General features: G+C 59.9%; 11 protein-coding genes and 1 pseudogene. 8 read left to right on the top strand and 4 right to left on the bottom strand.

Annotated elements, in window-relative coordinates; all coding sequences use genetic code 11:
- Nucleotides 1–4 precede the first annotated feature (4 nt).
- The 6 genes from EJP67_RS28150 to EJP67_RS28125 all read left to right on the top strand — a co-directional run bounded on the left by EJP67_RS28150 (nt 5) and on the right by EJP67_RS28125 (nt 6,362).
- Nucleotides 5–1,948 (top strand): coiled-coil domain-containing protein, encoded by a 1,944-nt coding sequence (locus EJP67_RS28150; RefSeq protein ID WP_206169565.1) that lies wholly within the window; start codon nt 5–7, stop codon nt 1,946–1,948.
- Between the two features lie 71 nt (nt 1,949–2,019).
- A complete protein-coding gene (locus tag EJP67_RS28145; protein WP_126025036.1) occupies nt 2,020–3,417 on the top strand; it encodes a DUF3696 domain-containing protein in 1,398 nt (465 codons plus the stop codon).
- The gene (locus EJP67_RS28140) at nt 3,414–3,941 is read left to right on the top strand and encodes a hypothetical protein (protein ID WP_126025035.1); all 528 of its coding nucleotides are present in this window, start codon (nt 3,414–3,416) and stop codon (nt 3,939–3,941) included. Before EJP67_RS28145 ends, EJP67_RS28140 begins: the two co-directional genes overlap by 4 nt.
- Nucleotides 3,942–3,946: 5 nt before the next feature.
- On the top strand, nt 3,947–4,648 hold the full coding sequence (locus EJP67_RS28135) for an RNA ligase family protein (RefSeq protein WP_126025034.1): 702 nt from the start codon (nt 3,947–3,949) through the stop codon (nt 4,646–4,648).
- On the top strand, nt 4,645–5,442 hold the full coding sequence (locus EJP67_RS28130) for an HNH endonuclease (RefSeq protein WP_126025033.1): 798 nt from the start codon (nt 4,645–4,647) through the stop codon (nt 5,440–5,442). Before EJP67_RS28135 ends, EJP67_RS28130 begins: the two co-directional genes overlap by 4 nt.
- A complete protein-coding gene (locus EJP67_RS28125; protein WP_126025032.1) occupies nt 5,439–6,362 on the top strand; it encodes an HNH endonuclease in 924 nt (307 codons plus the stop codon). The genes EJP67_RS28130 and EJP67_RS28125 overlap by 4 nt, the downstream gene beginning before the upstream one ends.
- A 63-nt stretch (nt 6,363–6,425) precedes the next feature.
- Here EJP67_RS28125 and EJP67_RS28120 read toward each other — a convergent pair whose 3' ends face one another.
- From EJP67_RS28120 to EJP67_RS34245, 4 genes and pseudogenes are all read right to left on the bottom strand, one after another.
- Complete coding sequence (locus EJP67_RS28120) at nt 6,426–7,982, bottom strand: 3'-5' exonuclease (protein ID WP_126025031.1); 1,557 nt, start codon at nt 7,980–7,982, stop codon at nt 6,426–6,428.
- Between the two features lie 261 nt (nt 7,983–8,243).
- The gene (locus EJP67_RS28115) at nt 8,244–9,224 is read right to left on the bottom strand and encodes a hypothetical protein (RefSeq protein WP_126025030.1); all 981 of its coding nucleotides are present in this window, start codon (nt 9,222–9,224) and stop codon (nt 8,244–8,246) included.
- A gap of 139 nt (nt 9,225–9,363) precedes the next feature.
- Nucleotides 9,364–10,260, bottom strand: coding sequence for a hypothetical protein (locus EJP67_RS28110; protein WP_126025029.1), 897 nt, complete (start codon nt 10,258–10,260; stop codon nt 9,364–9,366).
- A 431-nt stretch (nt 10,261–10,691) separates the two neighbouring features.
- Nucleotides 10,692–10,739, bottom strand: a pseudogene (locus tag EJP67_RS34245) (hypothetical protein); the annotation flags it as partial.
- A gap of 764 nt (nt 10,740–11,503) precedes the next feature.
- Between EJP67_RS34245 and EJP67_RS28105 the strand changes: the two are divergent.
- Both EJP67_RS28105 and EJP67_RS28100 read left to right on the top strand, forming a co-directional pair.
- Nucleotides 11,504–21,085, top strand: coding sequence for a two-partner secretion domain-containing protein (locus EJP67_RS28105; RefSeq protein ID WP_126025028.1), 9,582 nt, complete (start codon nt 11,504–11,506; stop codon nt 21,083–21,085).
- The gene (locus EJP67_RS28100; protein ID WP_126025027.1) at nt 21,086–21,739 is read left to right on the top strand and encodes a hypothetical protein; all 654 of its coding nucleotides are present in this window, start codon (nt 21,086–21,088) and stop codon (nt 21,737–21,739) included. It abuts the gene before it with no gap.
- Nucleotides 21,740–21,771 lie beyond the last annotated feature (32 nt).

The following is a 21,771-nucleotide window of genomic DNA, read 5'->3' as shown; positions in this document are numbered from 1 at the left end:
TCTTATGAGCGACGTCAGCATCTCTGCACTAAACTCGGTTAAGCCCCGTCTGTGGGTGGAAACGCTGTGGCTGCTGGACTCGCTCACAGCTACCCAGCCCTTGCGCGAAATCCCCTTGCGGCGTGGGCTGAACCTGATCGTGTCGCCACCAGGCACGGGCAGCTCCGGGCACGGCGTGGGCAAAACTGCGTTCTGTCAGTTGCTACGCTTTGTGCTGGATGACCCACTCTGGTCCGATGGCTCCACCTTGCGCGATGAATTGTTGCACAGCCGCGAACTGAAAGAGGGCGCTGTCGCCGCGCGTGTGCACGTGGGTGGTGAAACCTGGACAGTGGTCAAGCCGTGGCTGCACCAGAAGCACTACCGCGCATCGCGCACGGCGGACTGGCAGCAACTGGCCGCCAATGGCGCTGAGAATGAATTCGCCGCCTACCAGGCCGCGCTACGGCGGCATCTGGTGGAAATACTGCCCGTACAGAAACTGCCGGGGTCCAAGCAGTCCATCGAATGGCATCAGATTCTGGCCTGGTGCTCACGCGATCAGAACGCCCGTTATCAGAACTATTACCAGTGGCGCGCAGATGGCTCCGGCTTCAGTTGGCCCGCCAAATCACCTGCTGCGCTGATGCAGATCGTGCTGGGCCTGCTGCCCGATGGCGCCACTTTGCGCGAGCTGGACGGCACAGCCAAAGCGCTGGAAAAGCACAAAGCAAATTTGCAAGCGCTGCGCGAGGAGCCCGGGCGCTTGCTGAAACACGTTCGCCGTCAGTTGGCCCGCCGCCTGAACGTCTCAGCCCAAACGCCGTTCCGGCAAGATGGTTTGCTTGAACATCCGAATCTGATCGGTATCGCCAAGCAGCGGCATGGGGCCTATCAACAGGAACTGTTGACCATCGATGCCGAGCGGCAAGAGTTCGCGGCGCGGCGCCAGGCATGGATGGAAAAGCGTGCGCCTCTGAAAGCTGGCATCGATCTTCTGACCAATGAGATCAAGCAAATGGAAGCGTTGGCGGACGGTGACATACAAGAGGTAGATAGGCTCCAAAAAGAGGCATCGTCTTTACAGCAACAGCTACCCACCCGCTGCGATGCAGGAAACCGTTTGCTGAGGGACTGCAGTCACGTGATGACGCGGATCGAGCAGACGCAGATTGACCGAAAACAACGCATCACACAGCATCAGCGCGCCAAAGAGACGCTTGAAAGCGAGCTGCTGCCCCTGCGTCGCCGCCTGGCCGAACTGGAGACCGAAGCGGTCCCCATGAATGAGCAACTGACAGCCATCGACCAGCGGGATGCCGCGCTGACCACGAGGCATGCACAGTCCCTGTCCGCCGACCAGCTTCTCAGCGATGCCATCGAGGACTATGAACTCTATGAAGACATCGCCACAGGCAAGTCATCCTCACCGGAGATCGCGACGCTGGAGCGCCAACTGGAATCGACGCAGCGCCGCCATAGCCAGCTTCAAATCCAGCTCGACAAAGAGCGCGACGCCGTGAAAGGGCGCCGCCAGGTCATCAGTGCCGCGATGCAGTCTGTCGCCAAGTCACTCCCCTCATTTCACTGGGGCCTGCTCAGCGATGACGACAAGCACCGCAACCGCCCGTTCCAGATGGGGCCCATGCACTCGACGACCTTCAAGGTGCTCGAAATACTGGCCGGAGACATTGCCTGCCTGATCGATAGCACCTCTCCGGAAAGCCTTCATCCGGGCTTCCTTCTGCATGACTCGCCGCGAGAGGCGGAGATGAGCGAGTCCATGCTGTGGGCTCTGCTGGGCCACGTGGCATCGGGCGAAAGCGATGCCTTCCAGTACATCGTCACCACCTCGACAGAGCCCGCCGAGGCGTTCAAGCCCTTTGAGCGTCTCAGGCTTTCTTCGGACAGCGAGAACGGTCTTCTGCTTCGCCGCCGCGTGGGTGCAGAGCAGAGACCGTTGACGTGAGGAACTGGAGCGCGCACAGACTACTGGCACGTCCACCGCAGAGAAAAATCGGACCCAGGAGAATCGCATAAATGCTTACTCACCTGCACATCAAGAACTTCAAGGCCTGGAAAGATACAGGACCGATTCGCTTGGCTCCGCTCACCGTTCTCTTCGGCGCCAACAGCGCGGGCAAGAGCAGCTTGGGCCACCTGCTCCTGGCATTGCAACAAACGGCACGCTCCACAGATCGCAAGCGCGCGCTGCATCTGGGTGATGCCTCGTCACTGATCGACTTGGGCACGTTCACAGATTGCCTGCATGGGCACGATCTGAAACAGTCGCTTTCCTTTGAGCTTGGCTGGCTCCTGCCCAAGACCATGGAGATCCGGGATCCATTACAGATCGAGTCTCGTTACGAGGGCGATCACATGCACCTGAATGTGACGCTGGCCGCCAACAAAGCGCAGCAACCGGAAGTTCAGGCACTACGCTACGCCCTGGCTTCAGGTGACAACGAGGTACTCGACGTTGCGCTTGAGCGCGACGAGAAGCGCAAGCTCAACCTGACTTCTGACCACTACGGCTTCAAGATGGCCGACGGGCGCAAATGGCCGTTGGAAGAGCCCGAGAAGTTCTACCGACTGTCCGATATCAGCATGGCACGATACAAGAACGCCGGTTTTCTGGCGGATTTCGCGCTGGCTACCGAGGCCATGCTAGAGCGCATTTCTTACTTGGGGCCTTTGCGCAGCCATCCGCAGCGGATTTACCAGTGGTCAGGCGATACGCCAGCCAGCGTCGGGCAAATGGGCGAGTACGCGGTGGCAGCCATTTTGGCGGCCCAAGGTGAAGGCCGACGACTCAACCGCCAGGTCGGGCACCACACCAAAGGCTTTGCCGAGTTTATTGCGGCGTGGCTCAAAGATCTGGGCGTCATACACGACTTTTCTGTGCGTCCGGTGGCCGAGGGCCGCAAGGAATACGAGGTGCTGGTGAAGACGCACGCCAAAGCACCCGAGGTGAAAATCACTGACGTTGGTTTTGGAATTTCTCAGGTGCTGCCTGCGTTGGTGCAAGCGTTCTACTGCCCGCCGCATTCCACCGTATGGATGGAACAACCTGAGATCCATCTGCATCCGCAAGTTCAGGCCGAGTTGGCCGACGTATTCATTTCCGCGACTCAGGCTCGTGAAGGCGGAAAGCCGCGCAACGTGCAGCTGATTGTGGAGAGTCACTCTGAGCATTTCTTGAACCGCTTGCAGCGCCGAGTCGCCGAAGGGGTAGTCAAACCTGAAGATGTGGCGGTGTACTTTTGCCGCCGCGCAGGCTCAGCCACTGAGCTGGAGCCGCTGCGACTGAACATGTTTGGCGAGATCGAAAACTGGCCCGAACACTTCTTCGGCGACGAGATGGCCGACATCGCAGGTCGCACCCTGGCGGCAATGCGACGCAAGAAAGAGCTCAGCCAGCAAGGCGGTGCTCTGTGAAAGCGGTGATCGATACCAACGTGCTCCTGGTCGCCAACGGCCAACATGCAGATGTTTCTCCTGAATGCGTCGCTGAATGTGTCAAGCGGCTGCAGACCATGCAACAGAGGGGAGTTACCGTCATCGACGATGGTTTTCGAATTTTAGGTGAGTACCAGCACAAAACCAGTCTCAATCCGCCCAAGGGCGTTGGGGATGTCTTCCTGAAATGGCTGCTGCGGCAATCGGGCTCTGCGCTGGTGGAACAAGTCACGGTGAACGAAACTGCTGAAAACTGTTTCGCCGAGTTCCCTGACTCCGCGCTGGAACCAATGTTCGATGCACCGGATCGGAAGTTTGCCGCCGTGGCCCATGCTCACCCGGATAAGCCCACGATCTGGCAAGCGGCAGACTGCAAATGGCTGGACTGGTGGCCAGCCTTGCGGATAAAGGGAATTGAAGTCGATTTTTTGTGCGCGGCTGACGCCTGCTCGTTCTATGGCAAGAAGTTCCCTGCAAAACCGGCCCCCCAGCTACCGGGCTGAATGCTATGGATGGAAACTTCTTCCGCTTCCCTCACACCCCACACTTGGCTTGGTTCGGTCAGGGCGATCCGCGCGATGACAAGGTGCTTTCGTTTGCCGAGGTCCATACCTTACTAGCCGGCGACGTGGTGGTGGAGGAAAAGCTTGATGGTGCCAATCTCGGCTTTTCGCTTGCGCCCGATGGCAGTCTGCGAGCGCAGAACCGTGGGCAGTACTTAGCCGAACCCCATGCCGGGCAGTTTGCCCGGCTACCCGCATGGCTTGCCCAGCATGGTGACGCACTGCACTGCATTCTGACACCCGACATCATCTTGTTTGGCGAGTGGTGCGCCGCGCGCCATTCGCTGGACTATGCTGCATTGCCGGACTGGTTTCTGCTGTTTGATGTGTATGAGCGACGCGCAGGGCTTTTCTGGAGCAGTTCACGCCGAAATGTACTAGCGGCCTCGGCAGAATTGGCCGCAGTGCCCCTAGTGGCGCGTGGAAAGTACACCGCTATTGCGCTGGAGCAATTGGTGGCAACAACCACCAGCCGCTATCGCTGTGGGCCGCTGGAGGGTGTGGTCATTCGTCGTGAGTCTGAGCAATGGTGCGAGGCCAGAGCGAAGCTTGTTCGATCTGACTTCGCGCAGGCCATTGAGACGCATTGGCGCAAGCGCGCCATTGAATGGAATCGGGTGGATTCAAGCAGCGGTAAACAACGATGAATCCGCTGCAACGCACCCTGATCGAGAAAGCCGGCCACGACAACGGCTTTGAGCATGTGCTGGCGCAAGAGCCCGCCGTGGTTGCAATGGCTTCAGCGCGCCATCAAGCCTGCGCGTTGGTATCGGTGCCACACAGTGGCGGTTTCAACATCCTTTTTCAACCGGCTTCCCCTGCATTGCTTTCGGAACTGCATCGCACATTCGAAGGGGGCGCTGCGGCATCCGTGGATTCGTTCAATGTTGCCACCGTGGCAGGTCTGGCTTTGCTGTTGCGCCGCGCTGCCAACCTGTCGCAGGCACTGCCCAGCCAGGCGGAGCAGGATTACCAGGCTGAAGTCGCGGAAGCGCTGAAAAATCTCCCCGCTGGTAGCCGTGGTACCGAGGTGGAGCGTCTAGTGCGCCAGCGGGTGGGGCAGGATAGATTCCGCGCCGCGATGCTGGGCTATTGGGGCGGCGCCTGTTCGATCACAAAGGTGAACATTCCGGCAGTGCTGCGTGCCAGCCATGCCAAGCCCTGGGCGGACTGCGCCAGCGATGGTGAACGGCTCGATGTCTTCAACGGGTTCCTCTTATGCGCTCACCTCGACGCGCTATTCGATCGATTCCTAATCAGTTTTGACGAGACGGGCCGGATGCTTGTCTCGCCTTCGATCGCAGCCCGCGATGGCGAATTGCTCGGCCTCGACCGCCCCATGCGGTTGCGTTGGCTGGCTCCCGAGCATACAGGCTACCTGCAATATCACCGTATGCGCTTCAGCGAAGGCTCGAACGTGGTAATCGGGAATCGAGAATGAAGTTCTGGGCTGGGGTAACGGACAATGCCTGGTTCAACTTTCTGAGCCAGTCGGCCCCGGACGAGGTCAACTTCTGGCAGCCCCGAGGCGCTGCCACCTACGCTGCGCTGGAACCGGGCACCCCGTTCTTGTTCAAGCTCAAACGCCCTTATCACCACATCGCGGGCGGCGGCTATTTCGTGAAGTCAACATCGCTGCCACTCTCTATAGCCTGGGAGGCCTTCGGGCCGAAAAACGGCGCGGCGCAGCGCGGCATTTTCGAAAAGATGATCCGCAGCCTGCTTGTCGATCCCACGGTGAGGGACCCCGAGATCGGCTGCACAGTGCTCGCACAACCCTTCTTCTGGACGCGTGAAGCTTGGATCCCTGACCCGATCGACTTTGCCGCCAACATCGTCCGCGGGCGGTACTACGACACGGCCGAACCACCAGGAGCTCAACTCTGGGCCGAGGTGCAGTCGAGACTAATGGCTCTATTCAATGAGCCACTGCGAGCCGGCGAGCCTGAATTGACGGAGCGATATGGCGCACCGATACCAGTGCGCCCCAGGCTCGGACAAGGCGCTTTCCGCGTGCTGGTCACAGATGCCTACCAGCGCCGGTGCGCGCTGACGGGTGAATCCACCCTGCCCGTGTTGGAGGCGGCACACATCCAGCCCTATGCGGAAAGCGGTCCGCACGATCCCGCCAACGGACTGTTGTTGCGCTCCGACTTTCACAAGCTATTCGACATTGGTCTGGTGACTGTCACGCCGGACCATCGCATCGAGGTCAGTCCCCGGATTCGCGAAGAATGGTTCAACGGCAAGGCCTACTACCGTTTGCACGGACAGCCGCTGTCTCGGCTGCCAGAACACCCGGACCACAGGCCCGGCGAAGCCTACTTGCGTTGGCACAACGAGAATCGGTTCGTAGGTTAGGGGTGATTGGTTGTGAAGAACGAGAGAGGCCGGATTCCGTTGCCCTCGCCAAGGTAAGGCTACTCACTTCTGAAGCACGGCTCTCACGTTTTTGCCGGTCATGAAGCGCGACTCTTTGGTGAACGTCTGGCGCGCGTGTCGGCCCCATATCGGAGCCTGGTGCAGGTATACGCGCTGACGCGCGCGCGTTACCGCCACGTACAGAATCCGCCGTTCTTCGTCCAACTGCGCCTTCGACTTGCTTCGGCTGTCTGGCAGCACGCCGTCCGTGACCCCGACTACGAACACGTAGTCCCATTCCATGCCCTTGGCCTGGTGGATGGTAGTAACGGTGACCGCATCGCCCGCTACATCTTGCACAGCGCGCGCGTGCAACTCGGCTGCGGAACCAAACGCCCGGCACATGGGTTGCCAAGCGTTCAGGTAGTTGCGCAGCTCCTTGTCGGCCCGGACGCCGCCGCGCAGGCGCAAGTAGGCCCGCACGCAGCCCATGTAGCGTGTTTCCAGGTGACGGGACTGGGTGGCCGCCACCTTGGCGGTTTCAGACACAAAGGCCTTCCACTTTGTCGAGCTAAATGCGCGTGTCGGGTCGTCTTCGGCAATCACGTCTTCAAGCGCGAGGCCAAGCAGATCACGATAACGCGCCCGGCGCTCGCGCACGCCGGCACCGCTACCGGTGGCAACCGAAGGATCGGGAAGATGCTGCTCGACAGCTTCAACCACCCGAATCAGCTCCAACAGGCGCTCGCCCAGCTGATCGCCGGCTCCGAGCAGCGTGGATGGCACTTCGGCCGATCGGAGCGCCAGCGCCACAGGACGGACGGTCGACCGGTTGCGCCCCAGCACGGCGATGCTGGACGGCGATACTTCGGTGTCTACCAGTTTCCGGATACTGGCGGCCACGCGCTTGGCCATCGCCGTTGAATCGGCCGAGCGGCGATACCTCGGCATCTTGCCCGTGGTCTCGGTGGTAATGATCCCTCCGCCCATTGGCCGGGAAAGCGCCTGGGCTAGATCAGCGGTCTGCCGGGTCAAGCGGAACGAGGTGGACAGGGGCAGAGTTGTCACGTCCTTGATCAGCGATTCCAGTGGCGTGTAGGCGACGCCAGCGAATCCGTACAGGACCTGCTGGCGATCCCCCAGCACCACCACCGATTGAACGTGGCGAGCCAACTGCACGATGAACTTGAGCTGAAGCGCGCTGCAGTCCTGATACTCGTCGACGATCAGGTGGTCGGCTTGTACGGAATCTGATCCGTCTTTCTTCACGGCCTTTGTGCCTTGGCGCAGCATCTTGTCGTAGGCCTCGCGCTCCAGGCCCGTGGGAACCGAAATACCACCGCCAGCGGTCCGGAGCGCGCAGGCGTGACAGGTAAGGACCGTGATGCCGGCATGATCGCCAAGACCCAAATCACGGAGGCGAGCCTTGAAATTGTCGACCGTGGTGTTCGAATGCGACAGCACCAACACCTCGGCTGCTCGGTTCGCCCGCAGAAGATGGGCGACACGAGCAGTGGCTGCCGTGGTCTTCCCGCTGCCCGGACACGCCTGAACCTCAACGTATCGGCTGGTGGACTGGGCGATACGCCGAGCCTCTTTGGAAAGCTTGGTTTTCTTCATATCTTGACCGTTGCCGACAGGCAGAGATTACGGATTCGTGTTGGGCTGTATGGAAGCCGTATTGATCGACTTTTGCGTGTACTGAAGAGGGGAGGGGGAGGAGAAGCAGACAAAATTTGTAGTGTGTTTTGTAGTGTTTTTGCCGTGTCCTCAGCAAGAAGAAAGTGAAGAAAAGGCATCGAAAAGAACAGAGAAAGCTGTGTTTTCGATGCCGAGTACAAACAGGAAATAAATAAAGGCAATACCTAAACCAGTAGGGAATCAGAGCTTGCCCGGAACGAACTGCTCCAGTGCGGCATCACGTGCTCGCCTCTCCCAGGCCTTGGTGTTGATTCGCTCAAGTGCGTTCATGATCTGGGGATATCTGATCAACACTTTCTGCAGCACAAACTTGTCGGCCACAAGGTAGTGCTTGGAATGAAACATCCTGCGAACGCGTGCACGCGCGGATTCGTCGCTGATCGACTTCTTCTTGCCCAAGAGCTTGCCGAGCGTGCTGCGAGTACCAAAATCCCAGAAACGTAGATTCCGGGACCAGAAGCCGTTGAAGTCGAAGTTGTCAAATTCATCCAGCGTGCCAAGACCTTGATCGCGCAAAGCGGTGGTCCCTTTCAGTCGAATCTCCGTGTGCAGGCAGGGCATACCTTTCGATGAGGTCGACAGTTTCGACGGCTTGTCAGCGTAAAGGGCCAGACGGCGGTTGCGTTCGCGGCTGCCGTAGTAGATGGTCGACTTGAACTGCTTGATCTTCTTCGGGCCATGGCGCAGCGTGGCCGTCTGAAGGAAGTAGCGCAGCATCCGTTTGGCTTCGAGACGGGAGCGCGTCGTGTAGTCTCTGGCCACTTCAGCTCCGGCGGGCTCGATCCCCATATCGGTGCCGGCTTCTTGCCGAAGAACGCGAAAGAAGGTCGCATGTGGCTGACTCACCTCCAAGACATAGGGCGAGTTGGGCATACAGTGAATGCTGACGCCTTCATGAGTCAGTTCGTGACAATGCGGCTTCAGTTTCGCAATTTGCTTCTTCGAAAGAGGGCCGGTGAGGCGAAACTTGACGTGATCGAACGCATCGACGCGAGTGGGCTTGAACATAGTGATGATCGATTCTTGTTGAGTCGACGGTGGGGTTGGCCGGTCGGCAGCGTTGCGCGTGTTGCGCGTGTTGCGCGTGTTGCGCGTGTTGCGCACGTTGCGCGTGTTGCACAGTAGTGCGCGGTATGCCGCAACGCTGTTCCAGGCCAGCACCGGGAGTTACTGAAGTAGAGAAGGCGCGGCGTCCGTGGTGGCCTCAATCCCTGCCAGGCCGATCGGCACCAGCTGGCAGTGGAAGGTGCCGATGGGACGAGCCTGCTGGAAGGCCCGGCTCTGCGAGGAAGCGCTCCAGCTAGTCTTCGGCCGGGTTGTCGAAGATGTGCCCGCCTCGGGGAGGAATGTTGAACGAACCATCGTAGGTCTTGCGCCAGTTGTCGCTGACTTCGGCCGGACGAGGCGTGCGCATCTTGTCGAGACGGCGCTTGACGCTTGACTTGTTCAGCCCCACGACGCTGGCGATCTTGTCAAGCGAAGCGCCGTCGCAGCGCATCTTCCAGATCACGCGGTCAATGACTTGTGCCGCGATGAAGGCCTCGGTCGAGAAGCGGTGGTGCTGGCCTTCGGCGCGCACTTGAACCAAGATGTCCTGCTGGGTGTCGACGAGAAGCCCCGATTCCGTCGTCGAATTGTGGATCGAGAAAGCCGTGTGAAAAAGAGGGTCGTGCTCGCAGACCGCGACATCAAACAACTCGCTCGTAGCATCCCGGAATCGAATGGCATCGGCCTCGTCGTCGAAATGAGTAAACATCAGCATGTAGACGTCCTTGCGCTTAGCCTCCATGTTCAGCCGACTGATGCCTTCGAGCATGTGCGGAGGGATCGGGTGGGGGACGCGCTGCATCATCGCCCTTGCCGTGCCCGGCTCGGTGCCGGCGATTGCGCTGAACAGCCCCTCGCTGCGCGCCCAATCGAACTCGCGCTCGCCAAGATGGCGAAACGTGTGCTTGGCCGCATCTGCAGGGACAGGAAACAAGGCAGCTTGAGCCTCGAACTGGGTCCGCATGCGATTGCGGGCGGCGTACAACGTTCTGACGGCGCTGCGCTGGATCGGTACACCAGCGATCGGTTTTCCGGTGCGCACCTGCTGAGTCGAGAATGCGTTGAGATAGCCGACAGGGAGAGGCGTGGTGTACGCGAACATCAGCACGCCGCTTTCCGCGAAAGGTGGTGTCGTGGCGTCAGCTGCCATGATGCTGGGCGCCGTGTTCAGTCGGAGGAATAGATGCCTGGGTGGCGCTCTTGTCGGGGAGATGGTGGGGCATGTTGTTGCTGTGTTGAATGGTCTGAGGTGCGTCTTGCCCCGGCCGATCGCGCGGTATCCAAGAACAAGGTCGCGACGAGGTAGGTTTGCCGTCTAACTAACGGCGCTAGGTGTGATTAAACTAATGACCGGTGAGGCGGCGGCGGCAGCGGACTCGGTGTTGTGTGCTGCCGCGGTTGTCGGGAAATGGGCGGGCCAACGCCGATTGGCTGCTTGGCCCGCTTGAGCGACATTCGCTGGCTTGGTTACTTCGTGTGGGCCTCCATGGACGAGTCGGTCATCAGCGCCTGCTGGATGGCCGTCACTTCGCTCGCGAAGTAGCCACACGTTCTGGGACCGTTGGTGCGTGCGGCTGGTACAAGCCCCGCCTTAACTCTGTTGTAATAAGTCGATCGAGACCAGCCCATCAATTTAATAAATGCATTGAGCCGGACGAACTGCTGCGGAGGGTTCATTGGAATCCTCATGAGATTTGTTGACAAATCGCTTTTTGGGAAAGCGCGCTAGTCAGCCGGATACGTAAAGCGATGGCGCATTCCATCGCGATCCGGCACAGAAAAAAGCCTTCGGCCTGCGCAAAGACGGCAGCCCAAAGCTTCGCCCCATCGAAACGGCGGCGTCTGGTGGATGTGATTCAACGACTGGAGTGCCAGCCGGAAAAAGAGTAGCGCGTTAAGTAAAAAGCCGGTCGCGCTAGTTGCGGAACTGGCTTCGGGGCTGACCGTTGCAGTCGTGCCCTGAATGGTAAAGGGAGAGGCAAGCCTCTTAACGTAAAGGCAAGGCCCCCACGCGGTACTAATGTACCTGTGTGTGCAGTTTAGGTCAACGTGGAGCTGCCAGGTCGGCTGGCTTCGCGAAATGCGAACGCGCTTATCGGACATATGACCGGCACGGCGCGGGTTCGAGTTTCTTGGGGCGGCGGCAGCGCGCCCCTCGTCATCGCCGACCTCCCTGCCGTTAACGCGGCGCAGGCCAAGGCTGACCTCACTTCAATGCTTAAGTATTAGCCACAAGAATTCTTGAGATTTGCCGCCTCTTTATTCGTGACCTTGTACGCAGGCTGACATCCGGCAGCCCTTCGCGTAGGCCTTTCGTACCCTGACAATGGAGCTCTGACGCGTTTTGATACAAGACCGTCACGGTTACTCAAAATTCTCAGGGAGTTCGGGCGGTGAATAAGAAGCTCTTTCGCATCATTTTCAATGCTGCGCGCGGCATGCGCATGGTCGTAGCGGAGACGACCGTGAGCACTGGCAAGGGATCGAACACGGCGACGACGGCTGCCGGTGCCCCTGCCTTCGCTCCCATGCTGCTCGGCGTTGCGCTGACCGGGTTGCTCTCGATGCCCGCGGCCCACGCACAGATCGTCGCCAACCCGATGGCCCCAGGTGGTCAGCGTCCCACGATCCTCGTGGCGCCCAACGGCATCCCTGTCATCAACCCCACGACCCCGAGTGCAGCTGGCGTCTCCAGGAACCAGTACATCCAGTTCGACGTTTCCGGCCGAGGTGTGGTTGTTAACAACTCACGCGGCAATGTGCAGTCGACCATTGGGGGATGGATCAATGGGAATCCCTACCTCGCAACAGGCCCGGCGAGGGTGATCGTCAACGAGGTCAGCTCCAGCAATCCGTCGTACATCAATGGCCCCGTGGAGATCGCGGGCCAGCGCGCCGAGTTCATCCTTGCGAACCCATCGGGCATCGCGGTCGGGGGAGGCACCTTCATCAACGCGGCAGGCGTCACGCTAACCACGGGCCAACCCCAATTCAATGCGTTCGGTGGCTTGGATTCCTATGTCGTGCGCGGCGGCACGATCACCATCAACGGCACGGGCCTTGATGTGAGCAAAACCGACTACGCCGCGATTCTGGCGCGGGCAGTGCAGGTCAACGCAGCGATCTATGCGAACGACCTCAAGGTGGTGACTGGTGCAAACACGGTCTCGGCCGACCGCTCGCAGATCACGCCGACCACAGGCACTGGTGCACCGCCGACTTTCGCCCTGGATGTTTCGCAGCTCGGCGGGATGTTCGCGAACCATATCTTCCTGGTGGGGACGGAAGCTGGTCTCGGCGTGCGCAACGCTGGCAACATCGGCGCGAGCAACGGCAATCTCATCGTCACTTCGGCTGGCCGGCTCGAGAACACCGGCACGCTCGAAGGCACGCGCGTCGAGCTCGCCAGCGCCGGAGACATCGACAACCGTGGCGGAACGATCCGCCAGACCAGCAGCGTCGGTCTCACAATTGCCGCACCAACGCTGTCGAACACGAATGGCGGCGTGATCGGCATTGAACCTGTGTCGACGCCGACGGCTGGCACGGGTGGCGGTACAGGCGCTGGAACTGGAGGCAGTGCAGGCACAGGCGGCACCACCACCAGCCCCAGCACGCCCACCTCCGGGACGGGCACCAGCTCCAGCGGTTCCACTGCCGCACCAGCACCGGCTCCATTCGTTCCCACCTCACCCGGCACCATCACAGCGGCTGGCAGCATCCTGAACGACGGTGGCCGCATCTACGCAGGCGGTCCTATCGCCCTGCAAACGCCGCAGATCAACAATGCGGGTGGAACTCTTTCCGTGGCCACCATGGCCGTCACCGGTCCGAACTTCAGCAACGCGGGCGGCACTCTCAACGTCAGCAACAGCTTCAGCGCCAACGTCGGACAACTGGACAACACCGGTGGCAAGCTGAACGCCGGTTCCTTGAACATCGCCACCAGCGGCGACCTGATCAACACGGACGGCACGCTGACCAGCGCCACCGATGCCAACCTTTCGGTCAGCGGCAAAGTCGAGAACACCCGGGGCACGATCTCGGCCGCAGGCGCACTGACCGCGAACGTAGCTGGAGCCACCATCAACAACAGCGGCACCCTGGCTTCCAACCAGGCGCTGACGCTGAAGTCCGACTCGCTGCAAAACACCCAGGGCAGCATCCAGTCCGCACAGGCCGGTGTGCAGCTCGGCGTGACCAACGCGCTGACCAATGCGAACGGTGGCAGCATCAATGCGGCCACCGATCTGGGCGTCCAGGCAGGCTCGTTGGCCAATGGAGGCAGTCTGCGTGGTGGCAACGATGTCACCATTGCGGTCGGTAGCGCGCTAACCAACGATGGGAGCATCACGGCGGGACGCAACACCACGCTCACAGCCGGCAGCGTGCAGAGCAACAACTCGGGCGTGCTGGGCGCGGGTATCCAGAGCGATGGAAAACTTGGCAGCGTCGGCGATCTTCGCGTCACCGCCTCAGGCGCACTCGTCGCCGACGGCACCAACCTCGCGGCCGGCAACGCAACGCTGCAAGGTCAGAGCGTCGACCTCTCCGCCAGCCAGACCAGCGCGGCCAACATTGCGATCACGGCCACGCAGGGCAACGTCACCACCAGCAAGGCCACGGTGGTCACTCCAGGCACGCTGGCCGTCACCGCCAACAGCAACGCCGCGCAAACCCTTGTCAACGATGCCGGTCAGCTCAATGCCGGCCAGTTGCAGGTCAAGGTCTCGAACCTCGCCAACACGAACGGCGGCGAGATCGTGCAGACCGGCACGAGTGCGACGGCCATCGCCACCAGCGGCACCTTGAACAACGACGGCGGTCGCATCGCCAGCAACGGCCAGGATCTGACGCTCCAAGGCGCATCCATCACGAATGCCTCCGGCAAGATCGAGCATGCCGGGGGCGGCGCCCTGACCCTTACGGGCGGCAACTTCAGCGGTACGGACGGCCAGATCACGGCGAACAATGCGCTGGTTGTCGCCATGTCGGGCACTTTCAATCAGGATGGAAGCAAGGCAGCGACCAGCGCCAAGCAGATCACCATCGACGCCGGCTCGCTCAGCAATCGGGGCGGCCAGATTGTTCAGACCGGCTCCGATGCCACCCGTATCACGGTCGTGGGCGCGGTCGATAACACCTCCGGCACCATTGCCAGCAATGGCAACACGAACATCGCGGCCGGTAGCCTGACGAGTCAGGGCGGCACCATACGCGCAGCAGAAACCTCCAGTCTCGATCTGACGGTTGGTGGCCTCCTGGACAACAGCAACAAGGGCATCATCGGCGCCGGTGGCAACACCACCATCGCGGCAGGCAGTTTCAACAACAACACTGGCAATGTCACGGCGGTTGGGGACCTGAACGCCACTGTCGGCGGAGCTGCGACGAACGCAGGCGGCACGCTGGCCGCCAATGGCAACACCACGGTCACCGCCGCCAGCTTGGACAACAGCGCAGGGGCGACCGCAGCCGTCAATGGCATCCTGACCGTCAGGACCACGGGCACGACCACCAACAACAGCGGCACGCTGCAGGCTGGCGGCACCACCACGCTGGACAACCGTGGCCTGAGCAACCAGGGCGGCAAGGTCTTCGGCAACAGCCTGAGCATCGACACGCACGGCAATGCCCTGGACAACAGCGCCAAGGGGACAATCGCTGCGACCACCGCTGTCGATATCAAGTCAGGGGCGCTCAACAACGACACAGGCCTCGCCCAGTCGGGTGCTGCCATGACCATCGACACGAACGGTCAGGCGCTCACCAACACCAACGCCGCCGGCTACACCAGTGGCCAGGGCGGCATCGCGAGCGCCAGCACGCTCGATCTGAAGACAGGAGTGCTCGACAACGCGGCCGGCTTCATCGGCGCGAAGGGCGCCATCGGGGCCAGTACACAAAGCTTCTCCGACACCGCTGGCGGACAGGTCATCGGGCAGTCCACCGTCACGGTCAACACCAACGGCGCCACCTACGACAACAGCGGCGGCCAGACGCAGGCGGTCGGCGCCCTGACGGTCAATGCCGGTGCTGTCCAGAATGCCGGCGGCCTGCTGCGCTCCAGCGACACCCTCACCCTGAACGCTGCTAACGTCAACAACGCCAGCACCAGCGGCACAAACCAGGGCATCGAGGGCACGAACGTCGCGATCAATGCGACGGACCTTGGGAACCAGACGGGCGCGGTGCGTGCGGCGCAGAACCTCACGGTGACCAGTGGCGGCACCGTGGACAATTCCTCGGGCGGCCTCATGTCAGCCGGCGACACCCTCAAGCTCGTCGATCCGAACGCCGCCAATCCGAGCGCCAAGACGCTGAGCGTCGTGAACACCGGCGGCACGCTGATCGCAGGCACGGCCGCTGTGCTCGGCTCGGACGGCAAGGTTCAGACCGCCGCATTCGGCAAGCTGGAGATCGACGCCAAGGGCTTCAGCGGCGACGGCACGACCGTGGGCGTCAATGACCTGCGCATTGCCTTGGCGCAGGATGTGACCAACAACGTCGACGTCAAGGCTGGCGGCAACCTCACGTATGCGACCACCGGCAAGCTGACCAACAACGGCAAGCTGCTGGCGGGTGGAACCGTCACGGCCAGTGGCAACGATGTCGAGAATGCCGTCAACGCGGAGATTTCCGGGACGCACACCGTCATCAACGCCGCGGGAACACTGACCAACCGTGGCCTGATCGACAGCCAGGGAAGCACGCAGGTCAATGCGGGAACACTGACCAACATCGGCACTGGACGCATCTACGGCGACGCAGTCTCCATTGCGGCGGGTACGCTCAACAATGATGCAGAGACGGCCAATGGTGTCACCAAAGCTGGAACGATAGCTGCTCGTGACAGCCTGGATATCGGCGCGGGCACCATCAATAACCGCGAGCATGCGCTGCTTTTCAGTTCCGGTGACATGTTTATCGGTGGCGCCCTGGACTCCAAGCGGCAAGCAACCGGCAAGGGCGGTACGCTCAACAACGAGAGTGCCAGCATCGAATCGTTAGGTGACATGTCCATCGCCATGGGCAGCATCAACAACCTCGACACGCACCTGAAGGTCGCAACCAACAGCAGCACCGTTTCGGTCCCCAGCATCATCACGATGGATGGGAAATCCTGGGAGCCGTTCGATGCACAGGGCAACCTCATCACGTGGGGCGACCCGAGTACACGGCTGGTCTATCACAAGGCTGAAGACGGCACGGTCAGCGTGATTGGTAAGGGCTGGACCAACGCCGTCACCAACATCACGGTCACTGAAGACTCGGTCACCCCGGGGACGGCAGACCCAGCGCGCATCGTCTCCGGCGGCAACATGCGTCTTGATGGTCACGTCTACAACCGCGACAGCCAGATCATGGCGGGCGGCGCTCTGGACGCGCCTGATGTAGACAACCAGGCTACGCCGGGCAAACGCGATACCACCGTGAGCGCAATCTGGATTGGCTACAACCCCAATCGCCCTGGAAAGCCTCCGGAGGATCCGCTCTATATCCCTCCTACAACGACGACAAGTACCTACAAACTCACGGACTACCAACCTCAGGAGCATCTGAGCGCGACTAAGGGCTACAACGCTGGCGTCGCTGGCTACACCACCGTCGGTAACGTCGTAGGTGGCAGTGGCGGCGTTGCTTCTGGTGGGCGCCAGGGCGCTATCGTTGAAGTGCCGTCAAATGTGAGTGGCGTGATCAAAGCCAGCGGGGCGAGCGCAGGTGCAGCGACAGGCACGGATGGGGCCGCAAGCGCCGGAGGACAAGCCGTGCCGATGGTGGTTCGTACCAGCACGCCCAATGTCACCGTTCCACGCGCCAGCCTGTTCGGCCTGAACGGAGGGAATCGATACCTCATCGAGACAGATCCACGCTTCGCGAACTATCGTCAATGGCTAAGCAGCGACTATCTGCTCGACCGTCTTGGACTCGACCCGAACAACACGCTCAAGCGCTTGGGCGATGGCTTCTACGAGCAGAAACTGATCCGCGAGCAAGTAGCCCAACTGACGGGCTACCGCTACCTTGACGGGTTCAGTAGTGATGAAGACCAATACGCCGCGTTGATGAACGCAGGCGCGACCTTTGCCAAGGAGTATGGCTTGCGCCCCGGCATCGCCCTGACTCCGGCGCAGATGGCGCAGCTCACCAGTGACATCGTTTGGCTGGTCGAGCAAACCGTGACCTTGCCCGACGGTTCGACTCAGCAGGTCTTGGTTCCGCAGCTCTATGTTCGTGTACGCCCAGGGGACATCAACGGCAATGGCGCAGTGCTGAGCGCGGATACGCTCAATATCAAGGGCAGCGGGGACCTCGTCAATACGGGCACCATCGCCGGCCGCACCCTGCTCAGGATCGATGCCGACAACATCAACAACCTCGGTGGTCGTATCAGTGGCGGCAGCGTCACGCTGAATGCCAAGACTGATCTGAACAATATCGGCGGGAGCATCGACGCTCGCGACAGTCTGAAAATCGATGCGGGGCGCGACATCAACATCCGCACCACTACCCAGACGAACGGATACAACACGAACGTGGACCGCGTCGCGGGCCTCTACGTGACGAACCCGGGAGGAACGCTGATTGCCAGCGCCGGTCGCGATGTGAACCTGATCGGAGGGATCATCTCCAATCAAGGCGCTGGCAGCTACACCTCGATCACGGCAAAGAACGATGTCAACCTGGGGACTGTGACAGAGACCCGAGCCATGATGGGCGTTAGTTCCACGACATCGATGGCGATGGCCAGCTCACAAGAGTTTGGAAGCACTATCTCCACCAACGGCACCACGATTTTGAGTGCCGGGCGTGACGTCAATGCGCGTCAGGCGACCGTAGATGCGGGCAAAGGCTTGCTGAGCGTGCATGCAGACCGGGACATCAATATCGAAGCGGGTGAAGCCAAGGTGCTTGGTAACTACTCCGCGCAGTGGTCGGACAAGAAAACCTTCAGTCGTACAGACAACAAGCTTTCCGGCAGCTTCGACGCCACGACAAGTGTGGGCAGCAAGTTCTCTGGTGGACTTGTCTCTATTGGCGCGAAAAACGACATCAACATCATTGGCTCCAGCATCAGCGGCAAGGATGGCGTTGCCATAGTGGCGGAACGCAACCTCACGGTCGTAGAAGGACGCAACACCTCGAACGTCAGTGTCGAACTGGATCAACAAAAAAGAGGAATCAGTGCGCTTGGCGCCGCCATGGGGTTTGTCATGCCGTCCGGAAAGGCGACGACCACGGGCATTGAGGTCAAGTCCGACATTGCTGCGCCAAGCACCGTCACCAGCGGCAACGGCGGCATCTTGCTGCAAGGCAACAACGGTGTCTTCTTGCAGGGCGTGCTGGTGGATGCAGCCAAGGATGTCGAGATCCTGGGCGGCAATGTCGTCATTCAGGCGGCCACGAACAAGCAGTCGGTGACCGGGACGACCAGCAGCAAGAGCGCCTGGTACGACTTCGGCAGCATGGCCATCCTCAAGGATGTCGGCAAAGGCATCAAGGCGAGGGAGACCACCGCCACCGAGGTGGATACCACGACCTTGACCCGAACCAACATCAACGGCGCAAATGTCAGCATCACCGCCGCCGATACATTGGCCTTGGCGGGTACGACCATCAACACGCCGGGCAAAGTGAGCCTGACCGCTGATACGTTGTTGATGGGAACGCAGACGACCGAAGAGACCACGCGCACGACCAGTCAGGGGCGCGACGTGGTTTACCAGGTAAACCGGGACAACGGAAGCACCAACCAGACGACGAACTACAACCAGATCAACGCTGGAAGCCTGTCCGTCACTGCGAATCATGTACAGGCCGGCCTGGGCGCTCGTGACAGTATCGAACAGCTTTCCAAGCAGCCAGGCATGGGTTGGGTGAACCAGTTAGCCAATGATCCCAAGCTCAGCGGCAAGATCGATTGGCAGCGTGTCGAGGAAGTCCACAAAACCTGGGACTACGACAAGCAGGGGCTGACGCCAGAAGGTGCGGCCATTGTGACGCTGGTCGCAAGCTACTTGAGCTTCGGGGCTGCACAAGGTGCTGGCGCAGCAGTTGGCAATTCGGCCGCTATCGGCGTTGGGGAAGGCGTTGCATTGTCAGGTGGCGGAGCATTCCTGACTGGGACGGGTCTCACCATCTCGGGGGTTGTGGGTGGAGCGGTGACTGCGGGGCTCACAGCCTTGGCGGGACAAGCGGCAGTTGCCCTCGCGAACAACCAAGGCGATCTTGCAGGGGCCCTGCATGATCTGGGTAGCAGTGCCAATGTGAAGAACCTGCTGACAGCCATCGTTACGGGTGGCGTGTTGGCGGGCCTTGACTTAAATCCTCTCGGCTTGCCGGCAGTCGGTGGCGGCAGCCAAGGCTTCTTCACCCAACTCGGGCAGAACTTGCAGGCGAGCACCGCGCGCGCTTTGGTCGCAACAGCGATCAATGGTGGCAGCCTGGAAGAAAACCTCAAGAATGGGTTGAGAACCGCCTTCCTGGACACCTTGGCGGCACAGAGCGCTTTTGCCATCGGCCAGGCGGACATCGACGGGCTGACCAGTAATGTCGCCCATGTCATTGCGGGGTGTGTCGTCGGAGCGGGCCGAGCAGGTGGTACCAGCGGCATCAGTTCTGGAAGTGGCTGTGGTGCGGGCGCGATTGGTGCACTGGTTGGTCACCTGACAGCGGACCTGTACAACCCCGACGGGAATCTTGCGTATCAGGATCAAACGGTCCAGATCAGCCGGTTGATGGCCGGTCTGGCAGGGGCGCTCGTCGGGGGTGGCCAGGCTGCTGTGGATATCGCCTCAGCGGCCGGTGCGAACGCAGCGGCCAACAACAAGCTGAGTGGATCGCAAGAGCGCAAGAAACGCGCGGAACTTGCCGCGTGCGGTGATGACCTTGGTTGCCGCATCACGACAAGCATCAAATGGGATGTGGTCGACAAAGCCCAGCAGGGCACGATTACCAAGCTGGCCGCAGCCAAAGAAGCTGCCTTGCTCGATCCCAGCAAAGCCAATCTGGATACGCTCAGTGCTGCGCTGAATGATGCTGCCGGGCTGTATCAGGCTTTCCGCAACCAGAACGATACGGGCGGCGTTCGCAGCATGAGCAACGTCGTCGTCGCTGGTGTCCTGGCATTGGCTCAAAGTTGCGCCGCCGCAACCGACTGTTCGGGCTATCCGCTCACGCCAACTCAGCGCGAGGTCGTTGGTGCTGCCTTCGTGGAGTTCGGGCTTGCGGCCGAAGGCTCTATAGCGACGAGTGACCTTGGTAGGGTCGCCGCGATTGTGGAGGCAGTCAGCTCGACTGCGGGGATCACGTGGAAGACTGCATCTGATCTCGTGGGAGGACTCAGCACGGGGGTCAAGCAATGGTTTACTGGCTCTGCAACCGCCGCGCCCTTGCCTCCCATTAGTCCGAACATCGGGAAGATGATCGATGCGATGGGGACTCCACTGGCTAGCGACACACTGGCCTCCGCGGCGTTCCGGCAGAAGGCACTTGATACGGCCAAGGCCTACGAGACCGCAGGGGACGAGGGACTGGTTGCGCTGGCCAAGTCACTGGACGCACAGCTTGGCAACTACAAGACGATCAACATTTCACGCGTCACACTGGAAGACGGCTCTACCATTCTGGTGGGTTCTCAGAGCGGCGGGACTGTCTTGAGCCGTGACGCTAGAGACTTCCTTACAGCCAACGGCATTGTTCCTTTGGCAAAAGGTGGCGTAAATGTGCATGCGGAAGGGAATTCCGTTAATGCAATCGTCACAAATATTGCAGAAGCCCTGCCTGGGGTTAAAATTAAATCCATCGTTCTTGCCCCCAGCAAGCCAATGTGCACCAATTGTGAAAGCAATAGCACCATTTTCCAGACAACCAGTGGAATACCAATAACAAATGCTCCTGGCGTGACCTTTTCAAACAAAGCGTCAAAAAATGGTACAGGAACAGATCGCTGGCTATCTTATCGAGGACAGTAAATGTTGATTCAGATCAAAAAAAATTCGCAACTTGAGAAAATCTTTCAGCGGCTAAGCGCGCTGCCTGTAGAGCGGCAGATGGTGTTTTCTGCTTTTTGCGCTCAGGTTTTCTACAAAAACATTGAAATCAGAATTAAAGAGGTTGGCTTTCCCAGAAAGCTTGATCTGAGGGAGCAGATTGAGGGGTTGTGGGATCAGTTGATAGTCAAAGAAGTAACTCTCAAATTTGACTATCAAAGTTTAGAGGATGGAATGATCTCATTGATGGATGAGATCTACGCTTATCCTGAATCGCTTGGCAAGCCCAATCCTGTTGATTCGGTTTTTCGATCTTCTGTTTTTGCTTTTATCTCAGGCTTCTCTTTCTTTTTGGGCCATGGAGATTGCAACCAGCTATTCTTTGTCGTCCATGATGGAGTTGGTGGGAAAGTTGAATCTCTTACAACCCAAAAAATGGAGTGGGACGCTCTCTCGCGAGAGGAGTATTTGAAGTTTCCTACCTTTGGTCAAGCCGCTGCAGACCTTGAGTGGGTGATAAGTAAACTTGAATTGGCACCCTCGAAGTGGCTTGCTGAGGAAGAAATTCGACAGATTCGCGATTACTCCTTTATCTGCAAGACATTTGTTGTGGACGAAATTTATTACGAAGAATGAGCCCGTGACACGGCCAAGGGTTTAATTTCATT

The organism is Variovorax guangxiensis (assembly GCF_003952165.1).
GTDB lineage: Bacteria > Pseudomonadota > Gammaproteobacteria > Burkholderiales > Burkholderiaceae_C > Variovorax > Variovorax guangxiensis.
The sequence above is the reverse complement of the archived record's forward strand: the minus strand, read 5'-3'. Positions and strand labels throughout refer to the sequence as shown.